This window comes from Vibrio sp. CUB2, assembly GCF_001557945.1.
GTDB lineage: Bacteria > Pseudomonadota > Gammaproteobacteria > Enterobacterales > Vibrionaceae > Vibrio > Vibrio owensii.
Window position 1 is genome coordinate 131334 of record NZ_LNRB01000015.1, and the last position, 15313, is coordinate 146646.

General features: G+C 45.8%; 16 protein-coding genes and 1 pseudogene. 6 read left to right on the plus strand and 11 right to left on the minus strand.

The annotated features are described in order from the left end of the window. Window positions 1–6: 6 nt before the first annotated feature. The 9 genes from ATB78_RS21135 to ATB78_RS21170 form a co-directional block, all read right to left on the minus strand. Entirely contained in the window at window positions 7–672 is a 666-nt protein-coding gene (locus tag ATB78_RS21135) for a VirB8/TrbF family protein (protein ID WP_081096642.1), read from the minus strand. Between the two features lie 11 nt (window positions 673–683). Then, complete coding sequence (gene trbL / locus ATB78_RS21140; protein ID WP_061010364.1) at window positions 684–1997, minus strand: P-type conjugative transfer protein TrbL; 1314 nt, start codon at window positions 1995–1997, stop codon at window positions 684–686. After that, window positions 1994–2956 (minus strand): P-type conjugative transfer ATPase TrbB, encoded by a 963-nt coding sequence (trbB, locus tag ATB78_RS21145; RefSeq protein ID WP_240537433.1) that lies wholly within the window; start codon window positions 2954–2956, stop codon window positions 1994–1996. Before trbB ends, trbL begins: the two co-directional genes overlap by 4 nt. A 16-nt stretch (window positions 2957–2972) precedes the next feature. Further along, window positions 2973–3734 carry a P-type conjugative transfer protein TrbJ gene (gene trbJ / locus ATB78_RS21150; RefSeq protein ID WP_061010366.1) on the minus strand — a complete coding sequence of 254 codons (762 nt, stop codon included), beginning with the start codon at window positions 3732–3734 and terminating at the stop codon, window positions 2973–2975. Further along, window positions 3731–6142, minus strand: a complete 2412-nt coding sequence (locus tag ATB78_RS21155) for a conjugal transfer protein TrbE (RefSeq protein ID WP_061010368.1) — start codon at window positions 6140–6142, stop codon at window positions 3731–3733. The genes trbJ and ATB78_RS21155 overlap by 4 nt, the downstream gene beginning before the upstream one ends. A gap of 35 nt (window positions 6143–6177) precedes the next feature. Further along, the gene (gene trbD / locus ATB78_RS21160) at window positions 6178–6483 is read right to left on the minus strand and encodes a conjugal transfer protein TrbD (RefSeq protein ID WP_061010371.1); all 306 of its coding nucleotides are present in this window, start codon (window positions 6481–6483) and stop codon (window positions 6178–6180) included. An 11-nt stretch (window positions 6484–6494) separates the two neighbouring features. Continuing rightward, complete coding sequence (locus ATB78_RS21165) at window positions 6495–6824, minus strand: TrbC/VirB2 family protein (RefSeq protein ID WP_061010373.1); 330 nt, start codon at window positions 6822–6824, stop codon at window positions 6495–6497. Between the two features lie 64 nt (window positions 6825–6888). Further along, a complete protein-coding gene (locus ATB78_RS29560) occupies window positions 6889–7035 on the minus strand; it encodes a hypothetical protein (RefSeq protein WP_155398296.1) in 147 nt (48 codons plus the stop codon). A gap of 381 nt (window positions 7036–7416) precedes the next feature. Then, on the minus strand, window positions 7417–7635 hold the full coding sequence (locus ATB78_RS21170; RefSeq protein ID WP_038888781.1) for a hypothetical protein: 219 nt from the start codon (window positions 7633–7635) through the stop codon (window positions 7417–7419). A gap of 414 nt (window positions 7636–8049) precedes the next feature. Between ATB78_RS21170 and ATB78_RS21175 the strand changes: the two genes are divergently transcribed. The 3 genes from ATB78_RS21175 (at window position 8050) to ATB78_RS21185 (ending at window position 10837) form a co-directional block, all read left to right on the plus strand. After that, on the plus strand, window positions 8050–8601 hold the full coding sequence (locus ATB78_RS21175; protein WP_045417674.1) for a helix-turn-helix transcriptional regulator: 552 nt from the start codon (window positions 8050–8052) through the stop codon (window positions 8599–8601). After that, window positions 8570–9379 (plus strand): VUT family protein, encoded by an 810-nt coding sequence (locus ATB78_RS21180; RefSeq protein WP_061010374.1) that lies wholly within the window; start codon window positions 8570–8572, stop codon window positions 9377–9379. The genes ATB78_RS21175 and ATB78_RS21180 overlap by 32 nt, the downstream gene beginning before the upstream one ends. A gap of 558 nt (window positions 9380–9937) precedes the next feature. Continuing rightward, window positions 9938–10837 carry a hypothetical protein gene (locus ATB78_RS21185; RefSeq protein WP_081096643.1) on the plus strand — a complete coding sequence of 300 codons (900 nt, stop codon included), beginning with the start codon at window positions 9938–9940 and terminating at the stop codon, window positions 10835–10837. A 745-nt stretch (window positions 10838–11582) separates the two neighbouring features. Here ATB78_RS21185 and ATB78_RS21190 read toward each other — a convergent pair. Then, entirely contained in the window at window positions 11583–12515 is a 933-nt protein-coding gene (locus ATB78_RS21190) for an Rpn family recombination-promoting nuclease/putative transposase (RefSeq protein ID WP_061010376.1), read from the minus strand. Window positions 12516–12810: 295 nt separating this feature from the next. On the opposite strand from ATB78_RS21190, the gene ATB78_RS21195 reads away from it, so the two are divergent. The 3 genes from ATB78_RS21195 to ATB78_RS21210 all read left to right on the plus strand — a co-directional run bounded on the left by ATB78_RS21195 (window position 12811) and on the right by ATB78_RS21210 (window position 14898). After that, window positions 12811–13476, plus strand: coding sequence for an AAA family ATPase (locus ATB78_RS21195; RefSeq protein WP_031419872.1), 666 nt, complete (start codon window positions 12811–12813; stop codon window positions 13474–13476). Continuing rightward, window positions 13460–13780, plus strand: a complete 321-nt coding sequence (locus ATB78_RS21200) for a hypothetical protein (protein ID WP_025788937.1) — start codon at window positions 13460–13462, stop codon at window positions 13778–13780. The genes ATB78_RS21195 and ATB78_RS21200 overlap by 17 nt, the downstream gene beginning before the upstream one ends. A 704-nt stretch (window positions 13781–14484) precedes the next feature. Beyond that, entirely contained in the window at window positions 14485–14898 is a 414-nt protein-coding gene (locus tag ATB78_RS21210) for a hypothetical protein (RefSeq protein ID WP_240537434.1), read from the plus strand. 303 nt (window positions 14899–15201) lie between these two features. Here ATB78_RS21210 and ATB78_RS30170 read toward each other — a convergent pair. Next, window positions 15202–15313 (minus strand): annotated as a pseudogene (locus ATB78_RS30170) (short-chain dehydrogenase); the annotation flags it as partial.

Here is a 15313-nt window from a genome sequence, read left to right on the forward strand (position 1 = left end):
CATTCCTTACTTAATTTGTACATCGTTGAACGCGTTGATCCACAGACCCAGTGGATTTTGCTTCATCTGCGTTTTGTTCTGGGGCTGTATCGTTTGGGTGTTGATGGTGGCTTTAAATCGTGGCGTATCGAGCAGTGCCCCTTGTCGGTCGGTGATGGTTTCTGTCCATTCGATTTGCCACGTGCTGTCGGATAGGGGCAGTGTGCTTTGAATTTCAACCTTCACCAGCTCTCGCGTCGCTCTCTCAAATGGGTTTTCTTTTTGAAACGCTTCGGCTATTTGAGTTTGAGCGGGGGAGTTGGGGATAAGCTTGGCGTACGCGCGTCGAACGGCTTTTTCTGCCGCTTCGGTATCAGAAAGCACGCTGCGTATGTCTTCAACAAACTGCTCTAGCTCTCGGACTTTGAGGGCATCGAGCTGCGAGGTGGGCAGCCTCTCGACGCTGGCCACGCCAATGATTTCCTCATCATTTTTCACCCCAATCACGTAGGGCTTAATTTTAGACTGCGCACCGATATACCCGACGCCGCCGACGGCGAGGGCGCTCACGAGCAGGGCTAAAAACGCAAACATCTTCCAAGCGTGCGCTTCTTTCACTGCGCTGCCGATGCGCTCATCCCACTCTTCGCGGGCGCGCTGATATAAAATGGAGTAGTCATTTTTTTCTGACATCTTGGGTTCCCTTATGCTTTTCGAGAGGGTCTGCGCTGCGAGCGCTGCTGCAATCGCGCTTTCAGAGCCTGATGATTTGAGGTGGTGGTGACAGGCTGCGCCGCTTGCATCGCTGCTTGGTCTGGAGATAGTCCAGCCGAGGAGGGCGAGGCGTGCATCGCCGCGTGCATTTTTTTATGGCCGTTGGGGGGCAGCGCGCTTTTTTTGGCAAGCTCGCTGAACGCGCGTCCTACTGGGCTTTGCTGCGCCATGGCGCCTAATGCGGCTTGGCCGAGTTTGTCCGCGCCTTTGACTAAAGCGCCAGCGCCTGTGGCGGCGCCTTTTAACATCGGTGCGGTTTTGGATAGCTGCGCTACCCCGCCTTGGGCTTTTTGGCCGAGTCCCGTCTTAGCCAGTTGTTTCGCCATCATTGTGCCGCCACCTTTGAGTAACGCGGACGCGGCTAAGCCAAGGCCTGCGGTCGCCCCGGCGGCGCCTGCCGCGCTGTTGACGGCGCGTCCGGTATCAAAGACAAATCGGCCCGTCGTCAAACTCGATGCCATATTAGGCACGGTCGTGACTAAGGCCAGATAGATGATGGACATGACCACCATCATCAAGTAGTCCGCGGCGCCTTCTGACGGCGTATCAATAAAACCGATGAACACGTCATTACCGATGATCACCAACAGTTGCATGATGAAGATTTGCACCGACATGCCGAGCACTGTGGTGAAGTAGTTGATGGCATGCTCACGTGTCCATTCACTGCCTAAAAAGCCCATCATGACGACCCCACCATTTAATATGACGTAGGCGCCGACGATAAGAATGGTCATTTGAGCGGCTATCAGTGCCAGGACCACTAAAACGATAAGGCCGCACAAACCAATAATGATGTATTCTCCGACATCGAACCCTGAGCTCGACTCCCATATTCGCTGGGCTAACATCATGCCGACTTCAACGATGTTGGAAGGGGTCAGCGCTTGTGTGCCCCCGGACAGGCGCGTGGCGACGTCTTGAATAGAATGCATGATGATCCAAGCCAGAGGGACGGCGTTATTGAGTAAATAAACCGAAAAACCAATGGTGATCACCCGCTCAAACATCTCAGCGACAAAATGATCGAGGCCTTTTTGATGCATCCAGAGCAAGATGGCAGACCACGTAAAGCTGAGGGTGACCAGCAGCCAAAACAGCCCCGTCACGGCATCAATGATGATGGGCGACCAAGTGGCGGTGAGGTGGTTGAACTTATCAAGAATGGTGTCGAGTGCGTTGTTATTGGCGGCAAAAGCGGAATGGCTAAAAAGGAGTAAAGCGGCGGTGATGCGCGTTCTCATGTGGCCTCCTGTTGGTCTTCGTATAACGTGGTGGTGTCGTAGCGCTCACCATCAAACCCATTGACTTGAACGAGCTCTCTCACGCGGCGCTGTCCGGTGTGGTCTCTTGCCATGAACACCAGTGCGTGGACGCTATTGGCGATCAACGTCGGATTTTGATGGGGCGAGACCTCGCCAATGCATTGCTCAAAACGGGCGAGCCCTTGGCGCGCAGAATCGGCATGAATGGTGGCCAGCCCGCCAGGATGTCCGGTGTTCCATGCTTTGAGTAAATCCAGCGCTTCACCGCCTCGAACCTCGCCAACGATGATGCGGTCGGGACGATAACGCAGCGTGGTGCGCAGCAGCGTTCTCATGGTCACATCGGCCTCGACGCTCGTTCGTTTGATGACATGATTGGGGGCGCGGCATTGCAGCTCATTGGTGTCTTCCAAAATGACCAAGCGTTCATCAGGAAACAGCAGCGAGATTTGATGCAGCAAGGCGTTCACAAACGTGGTTTTTCCTGAGCCGGTGCCGCCTACGGTGACGATGTTTCGGTGCGCCGCGATGAGCTTGATGAGGTGCGCGGCGACCTCTGGCGCCATGGCGCCGGACTGGAGGTAGTCCTCAAAGGTAAAAATGTGGGTCGCTCTTTTGCGTATCACAAAACTTGGATTTTCAACCAGCGGAGGAATAAGCCCTTCGAATCGACTGCCATCTAATGGCAGCTCGCATTCTAAGATGGGACGTTTGACCGTCACGGTTTGGCGATGGTAATCACTCAACGCATTAAGAATGCGGGTGGCGTCTTCGGGAGCGACGGTGCCAACGCGTGCCATCGGGCAACCTTGTTTTTCTATCCACAGCGTTTTGTCGGGATTGAGCATGAGTTCGGTGACCGCTGGATCATCGAGGTAACCCGCTAACCCGGCTTTTTCGAAGTGGTGGGCGATGCCTTGTAATGCTCGGCTCATCATGAAGGCTCCTCTAGGCTCACCAGCTCATGCTCGGATGTTGCCATTCTTGTGACCAATCTTTGCCGTCTGTGGGGTCTACATCGAGCGGTTGGGTGACCATTTTTTCTTGAGCGACACGCTGGCGCTCGGTGGTGTCGGCCGTCGCCGCCATGTGCGTGGCTTGCATCTGGATTTGCGCTTGCATCAAGGTTTGCAGTTTTTGCAGTTGCGTGGAGAGCTGAGCCAGCAGCTCGGCGTTGGCCTGGGCAATTTCCATGGCGCCATTGGCGCCTCTGACGTGCGACTGGATACTTGATAGCGTTTGGTGGTCGTCTATTTGATATTGACTCATTTGACTTGCCAGCGCTAAGGCGCTTTGAGCGGTGTCGCGCAGCGCATCGCCTTGCTGCTTATAGGACTCCACCGAGTTCATCGATTCAATGGATTGGCTCTCGTAGCCGTCGATACCAATAAATAGGTGGTTCCAGCGCTCAGTGACGTCTCCCATGGCGTACGAAATCGACTGACCGCGGGCAGCAATGGTGTTGAGGTTGCGCAGCTGCGATTGCACGTCCCCCCACTCTAGATTTTTTAGGTTTTCGAGGTTTTGAATTTGGTATTCCAAATTTTTTAACGAGTTAATGGTTTGCTGAACTTGCTCCACATAAGACTGGGCTTGGCTCATGTTCGATTGCGCCATTTGCATCACATTGGCGCAGTTTGAACAAAAGAACGCGTGGGTTTTTACTGGCAAGGTCGCAGCGCTGAGTAACGTTAAAGTGAGGGTAAGCGTTTTCATGTGTCCTCCAAAATGTGCTTTTGTTTGAGGTGGTGCAAATACCAATCTTCCCCATGCGCGCTGACGAGCTCGCGAATGCTCGCGACGTCTTTTTTGTCCGAGACGCCCACAAACGCCAGCGCCAGCTTATCGAGCGACAATTCCACTAAACGCCCTCCGACCGGTTGGCTGATGTAGTAATCTCGCTTACGAATGGCGTGCGTGAGGAGTTCGATTTGTTTGTCATTGAGGCCAAACTGATGGTAGACATCGGCAAACTGCGGCGCTTTATCGTTTGGCAAGAAAATTTGAGTCGGGCAGGATTCGACCAGGACGTCGAGTATTCCGGATTTGATGGCATCGGTGAGTGATTGTGTGGCCAGCAACACAAGGCAGTTGGCTTTACGCAGCTCTTTTAACCACTCATACAACATGTCGCGAAAGACAGGATGTTTGAAGGCTACCCATCCCTCATCAATCACAATAAAACTGGGGTTGCCGTCGAGACTTCGCTCAATACATCGAAAGAGATAAACGAGCACCGGCACTAAATCGCGCTCACCTCGGATCATCAGTTGGTTCATCTCAAACACCGTAAAATCCGACAGCGACAAGGTACTGGTTTCCGCATCGAGTAAATCCCCGGCGCGCCCTTCGATGGTGTAATACTTCAATGCCTCCTTGATGCGAACATCTTGAACCTGAGCATGAAGCTCCGAAAGCGATTGGCGCTGGGAGCCTTTCATGTCGCTGAGCGCTTTAAAGATGGCGCTGCGCATGTCACTGGTGACGGTTTCCCCTTGCAGCACCACCAATTTTTCAACGTAGTCGCAGCACCATTCAAAATCCGTATCGAGAGCGGACAAAGGCGCGAACGCAGGCTGTTCACGCGAGCCGCTGGCGCCGATATCGAGATGCTGCCCGCCCAGCTGACTCAACGCGTACATGGAGTATTTTTTATCAAAGGCAAAAATCCGCGCCCCTTGATAACGCATCATTTGCGCAACCAGCATGGCCAAAAAGGTGGATTTACCGGCCCCAGTCGGACCAAACATCAAGGTGTGGCCCACGTCGCTGACGTGTAAGTTGAGCCGAAAGGGCGTGTTGCCAGCCGCGGTGCAGACCATCAGTGGCGGTGAGTTTTCAGGGTAAAAGGGACAAGGACAGGTGGCTTCGCCCGTCCAAATGTTAGCCGTTGGCAGGAAATGGCACAGATTTAACGTACTCAATAAAGGGCGTCGGATGTTGTGCAAGCTGTCGCTTGGCAGCGTGCCAAGAAACGCTTCGGTGGCGTTCACCGTTTCGACTCGACACGCTAAGCCCAGCGTATTATTGAGAATGTTCACCACGTACTCGCTCATTTCACTGAGCACATCAAGGTCTTGGTGGCGCAAGATAAAGGTCGAGGTGTACTGCCCATAATTGACGCGACCCGCGGAGAGGTCGGTTTGCGCTTGCTTGTACTGCGCGACCATCTCTAGCGCATCCTCATCCACTTTCGGATCGGGATTTTTGAGCAGCTTATCTCTAAAAGACACCACCTTTTGGTCCCATTTTTTGCGCTCTTTTTCCAGCAACGCGTGCGCTTCATTGGTATCAAAAAAAACAAAACGGGTGTTCCAACGAAACTCGACGTTCATCAAACTTAAATGGTGCAGCATGTTCGGGTGGCTAAAGTCAGGAAAGCCATCAATGCTGATCACACTGGTATAGTGCTCACCAATTTTTGGCTGAAATCCTGGCCAGCATTCCACGCCCCCAATGTGGCTATCGACAGGAAGTGGCGTATAGGCGGCAGCAATGGGGTGCCAAACGCCAGTCAGAGCAAAGCGAAGATAGGCCAACATCTCATCGAACGCGTGGTCTTGTTTCTCTTGTAACCCTAATCGGGTCAATGAAGAAAACACGCCAGAAAGACGACCCTGAATGTCGGCCATTTTGTCTTTAAACAGCGCCAGGTTACGTTCGGCCATGCTCGTGCGCTTGGCGCTGCCATGGTCGAACAGTAAATCGGTCACTTTAGAAAGGCGCTTTGATGTGGGGCGCCACGTAATAAAAATGGCGCTTCGCGTGGCAAACTTATCCCCTTGTGATTCAAAAAAAAGGCGTCTTGAGTCGTCCATCATCTGCATGACCGGGTGCTGAAAATGGGACTGCTCTGGCGCGGGGTAGGAGGTGGCGAGCTCTCGATTGGTATCGACGTGCACCATGTAACCGGTGCCTAATGAGGATAACGCTTGGTTTAAGCGGCTCATCATGGCGTTGCGCTCCATGTTGGTGGCGGTATCGACATCCATACCAGAGAACAGCCAACCGGCGGTAAATGAGCCATCTTTGCCGAGTAATATGCCATCATCCACCAAGGCGGCCCAGTTCAATAAATCAGGCAGCCCTTTGGCTTGCTCACGATAGGTTTTCATAGACAACATAGACATGTCCTGTATCGGAAACGAAAAAGCGCACATTAGCGTGCGCTTTTTTGGTTGGGGTTATGTAGGGATTTGACGCTGTGCGCGGGGTAATAACGTTGATAGCGGGCGTAACGTTTATACACCTTGGTTAAGATGGGGTCGCTTTTGGCCATGGCTCTTGCAATAACCAGCATCGAGAACAGCACGATGACGCCAAGCGCGGCGGTATAGAGGTTTTGAAGGACCATCAAGACCAAGGCCAGTAACATCGACACCATGACAATCTCGCGCTCGCCTCCCATCACAAGGTGCGCACGGTTAAACGCGTAAATGGGGGTGAGCTGTAATTCATCGTCCATTGAGCTCTCCTTTAAGCAATGAGCGCTCCAGAGACGCCGAACAGCATCGTCAGCAAGTTAACGGCCCCCACAATGATTGACACAATCAGTGCAATCATCATGATTTTTTGCACAAAACCGTCCATCTCCCCACCAAACACGAGCGTGAGGCCCGCGACTACAATGCCAAGCACTGAGCCACCAAAAGCGACCGGGCCCGTGATGGAGTCCACGATTTTAGAGAGTGGGTCTTCCCAGGGGAGACCGGTGCTTGAGGCGTGGGCGCTGAGCGAGCACGCCAGGGTGAAAGACGCGACGGCGAGTTGTTTGCCGCGGCGTTGGATGTTGTTAAATAAAGACATAGGTTGGGTTCTCCAAATTGAAATAACGCTGCACTCTTTGAAAAAATGCAGCGTTATTTGTGTGTTATCGGATGAGTAGCTTGTCGTCTTTGAAAGGGTCTAGCCCCAGTTGTTTCAACTCGTGCATGATTTCAATACGGCGGCGAGCGTGGCCCTGCCTCTTGTCGTATTCCTCTTGCTGCTTTGAGCGCTTTCTGGTGTGTTTCTCCATGGCGTGATGTCCTTTTTTGCAATAAAGCTCATGGATACGCCCACTCGTGGATTGGATAGGAGCGGTTTTAGGTGGGCGGCTTGCTCTTTTTTAGCCTACTGCCAATAGGCTGCGCGTCGTGTGGCGCTTACAAGGCTGATGCCCGACTGGGTAGGGGTATTTTTGAAGTGCTGGCATCACTCACCGTTTGACGATGAACAGAGTGTTTTCTATGTCGGTATCAAATGACAAAACCAATGCCGAGCAAGTGGGCGTATCCATGATCCTTGCAGCGATAAAAAAAGCCCCACCTAAAACTAGGCGGGGCCGCTTGAGGTGAGGCTCAGAGCCTCGTTCTTTACAAACGCAAAAAGCTCCGCTTCCATAGAGGCAGAGCTGTGCTTATACCAAGGGGATTGATGTCTCTTCATGTTGCATTAGAGAAGATAGTCGGGCTTCCCATTGCGCTTGTTGCTGCTTAGGCTTTTCAAGCCCAAGCGTTTTCAGTGAACTTGTGCTCCAGGTTGCGCTGGTAGCACGGTCAACTTTGGTTCTTTGCGCGCGAGCACAAAGCGTTTTATTAACTTGTTTTGGTTGATAACAACGAACTTTAGCGCGCATGGCTTGCTCCTCGTTAATCTAGCCTTTCACTTTAAGCTGTTCAGGCATACAGCGCCCTACCCGTTTGCTAGACGTAGGGGGTGGTTGAGGAATATTGCGGGCTTCCCCTTCGATGGCTCTGTGCAATGCTATGTCGTTATCCAACGAGGTAGTTGCGGCGAGACGTCATCTGCCTTGGCATTGTTTGTTAAAGAGCGTTTCATTTTTTTTCGTTAACCTCAGTCACAAAAAAGCATTCAATAGATAACTAACCTATTGATAATAAATCGTTTTGCTTTTCATCTCTTGCTCATGTGACATTTTAAGAGTCAACATGAAAGTATAATGAAACTTTTTGAAAGTATTTTCAAGCGATATGACCTAAATTTTATATAAAAATTAAGAGTAGATTGACGGTTAGGAAGGTGATGAGTCGTGAAAGACGTAAATACTCTTGGTGGAAGGTTAAGTGAAATACTGTTTATGAAAGGAATGTCAGCGGCAGAGCTTTCAAGGAAAGTAGATATTGAAGCTGGCTATATTAGTAAGCTACTAAATAATAAAATAAAAAAGCCACATAAGAACATGAGAAAAATTGCTGAATCTTTAGATGTTTCTTATGAATGGCTAATGACGGGAAAAGAGATTTCTGGTGTATATGAGAAAGTGTTTGATATTGAGTCTATTGTAAATAATAGGTTTCAAAAAATAGGAACGTATGAAACTGATATGCCAATTTCAAAATTTGAAAAGATTATTTATCATGATGACTCAATCAATATAGTCACAAAACGAAAGTTTGGAGGTGGTTTGTATTTGTTTGAAAGAGAGGGAGATATAATAGAGCTGTATCGAGAAGACAACTTTTTGACAATGAGTTGGCATCCTGAAGCACCCCAAAAAACAGACTCTCCCATTGGCAAGGTGATCTCTAGGATTAACAGGGAACATATCAATGACAAGAAGATTGAATTTATTAAAAATTGAAGACGGATTAGTTTATTACACCAATGAAGATAATGACTGCGTATTGAAAGAGAGGCCGCATGAACTTGTTACAAGAGGGGTCGTTAGGCTCTTTGACTGCAAGCAAGATAGAGATTCTATTTATGCAATGACTTCAATGACAAAGTTAGATATTAAATGGTATGCGTTTCTAACTAGCTTGTATTTATGTACTTTGCTCATTGCTATCCCAATGTCGCCATATACGGTGGAGATTTTTGGTACTTTCCAACCCGCAGGCATTCTTATTTTTCCAATGACATTTATTATTTTAGACGCAATAAATGCAACATTGAGATATGAATATGCAAAAACTACAACATATTTTGGAGCTGGTCTCTGTGCTATTTCCTCTGGGCTTATTGCTTTAACATTCTATATGTTTGAAATAGAAGGGAGTTATCGTGAAGTTTTCTACCCTCTAATTATCCTTTATCTAATAAACAGCTTATGCATATTGTCAGCAGATCAAGCTAATAATATGATATTTAAGACGTTAAGCTCGAAACTTTACAGAGCTTCGATCTGGCAACGCTCTATTATTTCTAGCATTATTGGACAAGCATTGTATACTGTTATCTGGATCGGATTATTCTTTAATACATCAACATCACTCACACTACTTCAAAAAATTAGTGATAATTATCTATTTAAGATAATCTATGCGATCTTACTTATTCCTCTTCTCTATGTTTTTATTTTTATCTATAAGTGCATAAGGAAAAGACAAGAGAAATTTGGAACAGAGCTGCATACTTAATGGAAGTGGTTTGAAATTTAACAAGAACTTATATGACATAATAATCTAGTAATTGACGTTAAAAATTTCACGACGACTCTAATTATGCATTTTAAACACAAATGTTAGATTATTTATAAAGATACCTCTTGTTTTGCATTGATTTCCTATCTCTAGTCTACTAGAATAGATGGTGATCAGAGTGCATTGCATAGCACGCTACCTGCATAGTTTTCTATGCAGTGTATTAAGGTCAATTGAGTGGTTGAAGGTGACACTTCGATATTTAAACATTCAACAACGAAGCCAGACTTTCCCAAGGGTCTGGCTTTTTTGTATGCGTCGATCTTTGTTATGAAATTTGATCGTTGATCTTTATGGTTTTTATCTATATCTTTAGTTTAACTGCTTGGACTAGTCACCCAAACAGAGCATACAAACTTGGGAATCAGAAGATGAAAATATCAAACCTTACGCACCCTAGGTGCGATCTATCAAAGCATACTCTCAGTTCAAGCGTTCACATCGTTAGTGGGTTTATTCCATTACACCAGTGCTTGAGTTCTGTTGAGGTATGCTATGCAACTCTCTGAGCACAACACTTCTCAAACTCTTTCTGATCTTGCACAAGAAGCGCAAGAGCATATTCGTGCTCAACGAAAGAAGACGAGCGCAGCGTATCGAGCTGCACGGAAAGTGCGTGTTGAAGAGTGTATTGATATCCACCACGCTGCCATTGAAGCGGAAAAAGCACGTCTGGAAGCCAAAGGTAAGCCAAACCCGAACTATCAAATCGGGTTTACTAAACGCCGTGTGCTGCGTGACAAAGAAAACCCAAGGGTGGTGGAGCTTCCTACTGAGTTTGCAATGATCCTAAAAGCGTGTAAAGAGTTTATCGATAACCCTAGACGCTTTCCAGAGTTGTATACGTGGGTGCCTGAAATGAATAATCGTCAGGCTCGTGAACTTGTCGCGAGGGTACTCGCTTGTCTTTTGGTGAACACGGATATCATCAGTGGCCGTGTCGGTGAGCCCTCACCACAAGGCATGAAACCATTAAGCTATCACCAGTTCCATGAAGACCATGCTTTGCGGTTTGGTAAGTACATTGCGCCGAAATCCTTTAATAAGGCCATTAGCTATCTTAAACGAGCCGGTTACTACAACTCAGAGTCAATTAACATCCCAATTGGCGATGCTGAGGGCACAGTTCGCGGTGCTCCAGCGTATAAGCAATTCTCTGAAGTGTTCTTCAATGATCTGAAAGTGGTTCGTTACAGAAACATTGCTGAATCCATCATCGAGACTCGTAAGCGTCAAATTAAAAATGGGCTTCGTCATGCCTGGATTAGCTTTAGAGACATGGCGAACGGCGTCGTACAACGCTATTTGAATGCAAATAAGTTTGAGCTCGTAGCTGAATCAAATTTGCGGGTATTCGAGGCTTATAGTCCCCTGGTCTCCCTCAATCCACACTAACTCTTATCAATGAATCCGCGCAAGCGGAGGATTCAGCACGTCTATACAAGGTTGAATGTGATCTAAGTCATACTTTCGTGATGGTGTTCACCCCATTTCTATCATTGTTACCACCCACTGTGAACGCAAATGGACGATTTCACCCTAAAAAATAGTATTCACACAAAAGATACCTATAGAATGTCACTGTTAATTTTACCTGTAAAAGGTCATCTAGAGACATACCGTTCTTATGAGAATAAATATGTAAACTACGTATATGGAATAAATATAAGAATAAATATTTAAGAAAAAGCCATCGCTTCGCTCAAAGAAACCTCCCATCAAAAGCAATCAACAACACTATACAATTCAGAATTAGCGGATGCTTTTGATGGGCCCCGACAGCCAGCATCGGCATCAAATGATTGGAAGAGTAAAATGCATAGCTGGCTGCGCTGAACATTTCTTTTGTCATGCGACAGGAAGATATCGAGCATATACGTATAGTTCAGTGAATAGTCTTACTCGCTACGCTCGCGCATTCTAGCAAGGCGAAGGGCAATTTTTGTACCGGAATCACTGCGAATAAAAGAAAGCTTTTGAGAGCTCGGGAAGGACGCATCTTACTCACTTCGTGAGCGCGTTCTAGTATTCGTCGCACAGCGACTCATGAAATGAATGGTTACGGCGTCACAATTTGCGGTTAAAAAAATGGCGAAATGTCATTAACACTTCGCCATTATGTCGGAATGAAACTAAATCATTAGTTGATGAGTTTTGAGATCTCATCTTCGGTTAACTCTGTTGTTTGCGCGATAAGAGCTATATCAATTCCTGCTGAAAGCATTTTTTTTGCAATGCTCAATTGGGCTTCTTGCCAACCTTGTTGTTCGCCTTCTTGTCTACCTTGTTGTAGACCTTGTTTTAAACCTTGTTCGCGGCCACGCGCTTCTAATTGTTCTGCTACTGTCATGAACCGTTCCTCATGCTCTGGCACTTGCTTCGCTAAAGTTCGCATTAAATCTTCCAGATTTGATGTTTCCCCTACTCTAAGCAAATACTCCACTAAACTATCTAACTGTTTGCTGGTTATTAAACGCTCTAATAACAGTGTAACCAGTGTGTCTGTAAAATCCAACAAATCTCTTTGTCGTACATGTTTCTGTACCAGCTCTAACAAGGCCACTCGTTTATGTCGAATGATGTCATCATCCGGTATCACGGTGACATCCACCAAAGGGAAAGATTGACCATAAAGCAACTGAGCTATCTCTGGTTTTTCAAATTCATCCAACCAATTCGTGCTGTATGGATAAGGACTGGTTTTTCCATGATAAAACAGCAATGGTACGACTAAAGGTAACTTCTCATTTCCTGCATCAAGGTGTTGTTGCATCGCGGCAATAGCGTACCGCATCAATCGAAAGCCCATGTGTTTGTCTGGGCTACTTTGATGCTCTATTAAAGCGTACACATACCCTACCCCACTGTCCGTTTCCATTGAGTACAGCACATCGGAATAATACGGCACTAACTCATCTTCCAAAAATGAACCTGATTGAAGCTGGAGCGTATCGAGGTTGCAGATTTGTTTGATGTGTCCTGGTAAGTGAATATCGAGAAAGTCTTTTGCTGTCTCTGGCACAGTCAAGAACGACTTAAACAATCCATCATGTATGGATGTTGGTGCTTTCATTCTGTTTATTCCCGTCTTTACATCCCAACACTATACTTTAATCAGTATGAGATTGCAGATTTTAATCTGATATATATCAGAACCTTAACCTTACTAGCGTATGTTTTCGTTCCATTAGATCTCAAACCACTTTGCTTCCTAAGCTCTAATGGTTGTTATATTTACTTTGTTTTTATTAATTATCCTATTTATGAAAATAAGATAATTGTGATAAATTGATTATTTTTCTTGTTTTTCTTGTTTTTCTTGTTTTCAATTAGTAGGATTGTGATATGGTTATTCAATGGAGTCCTGTATGAAAAAAATTATCCTTCTAGGTCATCAAAAGGGTGGTGTTGGTAAGTCGAATACGGCTTGCAACCTTGCCGTTGCTTTAGCTCATGAAAAATATCAAGAAGATACTAGTCGAATTTTACTACTTGATGCCGATCCGCAAGGTACTCTTTATCGTTGGAATCAAAGGCGAATAGAGATTGGGGGAGCTTTAAAGGAGTTTCCATGTATTCGCTTAGATGGAAATATTACTAAGCAGCTACAAAGAGAAATTGAAAATTATGATTTCATTATTGTTGATGCTGCTGGTCGTGATAGTCGAGAAATGCGCAGTGCAATGCTGGCTGCAGATCTCATGATCATGCCAACTAAGGCTAGTCATGCAGATTTGGAACTGTTAGAGCATATGGCTGAGACAGTTGAATCCGCTCGTGATTTTAATGATGCTCTAGAAGTTGCTGTTTTTATTAATATGGCGCCGACTAATACTCATGCTGAAAGACAAACTGCAAAGCAGTTGCTTAGTGAATATCCTGAATTTCATTTGATGAGGACAGTTGTTGCAGACCGAAAAGCACATCGTGATGCTTTTCATCATGCATGTGGTGTTCATGAATGGAAAGACAATAAAGCAAAGTCTGAGATTAGTTGCTTAACTAAGGAGATATTAGATGCTTTCTCGATCTAATTTAAAAGCTCAAGAAAAAAAAGTGAAGGAAGCTGATGCCTTTGTTGATGGTGCTGATTCTAAAGTTTCTCGCACGGTAGGACGCCCAAAACAAAAAGGAGAAAAGCGGGAGCCTGTTACTGTCTCTTTGACGAAGTCTGAAGCTCAACAATTGGATAAAATTCATAAAAGATTGAATGTCATTTCTTATTCTAAAGATGAAGATTTTTCGTTAGATCGCTCTAGTTTCATTCGAGCTATTGCGGAACGTTGTGAAAACATGTCAGATGAAGAATTATGGAAATGGTTTAATTATCATAAATAAGCTAATTATCTTATTTATGGTAATTAACTTATTAAGTAACCCATCCCGATGCGATCGCCAAACCTACCTAGAGGGAAACTAAAACCCTAGAAGGGAGTTTCAATGCAAGGGAATTGTAGCATTAACCACACACACTAAACCAAAACGCTACTGATGATGAACTCAGGTTGCTCGCTAGTCTCATCGAGCGCGACTTTTTCCAACCGGTTCAGAGAAGCGTCGTTGAATCTTTTGTCTCTCGCTAGAGTATAAGCGCTCATGCGGACCTGGAAGGGGAGAGTGGCGGACATTTTTAAACCTAATGTAAAAAACATTTACCGCATTGTATTCCGTGGTGTTGATTAGATGTAATATGTTAAATAGCTAAATTTAGAGTGGCTTTTGCCTGTTTCGACGCAGCGATGACAACAGAATTGCAAAAGTCACTCTTTTCCTCCCTGATTTCTCTCTTTATCTCCCTGAAAGAAAATTACAGTTTTCGTCTAAATGTTAATTATTTGTGATGCGATTTCATTTCGGCGCGATCTTCTCTCTTAATCCTTAAAATGATCACTTTTCCCCAAGGTTGGCTCTTTACGTTCGTGGCTATGAGAGGGTAACCTCTGCGCTTTTGTGCACTCTTGACTATAGGGGGCTTCTGTTTGGTTTAATTTTGTACAGCTGCGCTTGATACCATTTCTGAGCGTGATGAACGTCTAGCTGATATGCAAAAGCAGATCACAACGATGCAAAAACAGCTTAATACTGCCGAATCAGATAAAGCGAAAGCACAAGGTCAAGTTGAGCAACTAGTTAAGCAGCTAGGGGAGAAGTCCGACGAAATGGTTGAACTGAATGCAAATCTGAAAAATTCAGAGAAAGAGCTGGGTTCGCTGCAAGGCCAGATTACTTCGTTAACTGAACAGGTCGTTAATCAAAAGGCTGCCAATAACCAGTTGCAAGACAAGTACGATGAAGAGAAAGCTGAACATATTCGAACCGAAAGTCGTATTGAAAGCTTAAATTCGGAGCTTAACAAGAAGAACGTAGCTCTTCTAGAGACACAAGCTTCTCTTGGTGAAGTTCAAAAGCTAAGCGCGAAGCTGGAAGGGCAGTTAATGCAATATCAACAGCAATAAATTAAATCTCACACCTCCACTTTTTGATATGTTGAGGCTTTTATTCGTGGCATTTTTGATCTCGAAGGTGCCCCAAAATCACTTAGACCAAATACTCTACAGATTTTAGAGATGTGTGTTTGCCCTATCAAAACTTATCCGAGTTCAGCCTATCTAGAATTTTGCTGCACTAAGCAACCTAACAGCTCAATATGGTTGCTAACATGTTGATTTCAAATAAAGTGACAGATGAAAGACGGCATTATCTATCCATGAAATAGGCTTATACCCGTATAAAAAGTGTTATATCTATCTCTGATAGGTCTACTCTAAGTCTATAATTCGACACCTTATGGATAGTGTGCTTACAGCAGCCCCTGGAGATAGACTTCGAATAAATCTAAGTGCTTTTGCTAGGTCTTGTGTTTCAATTTTA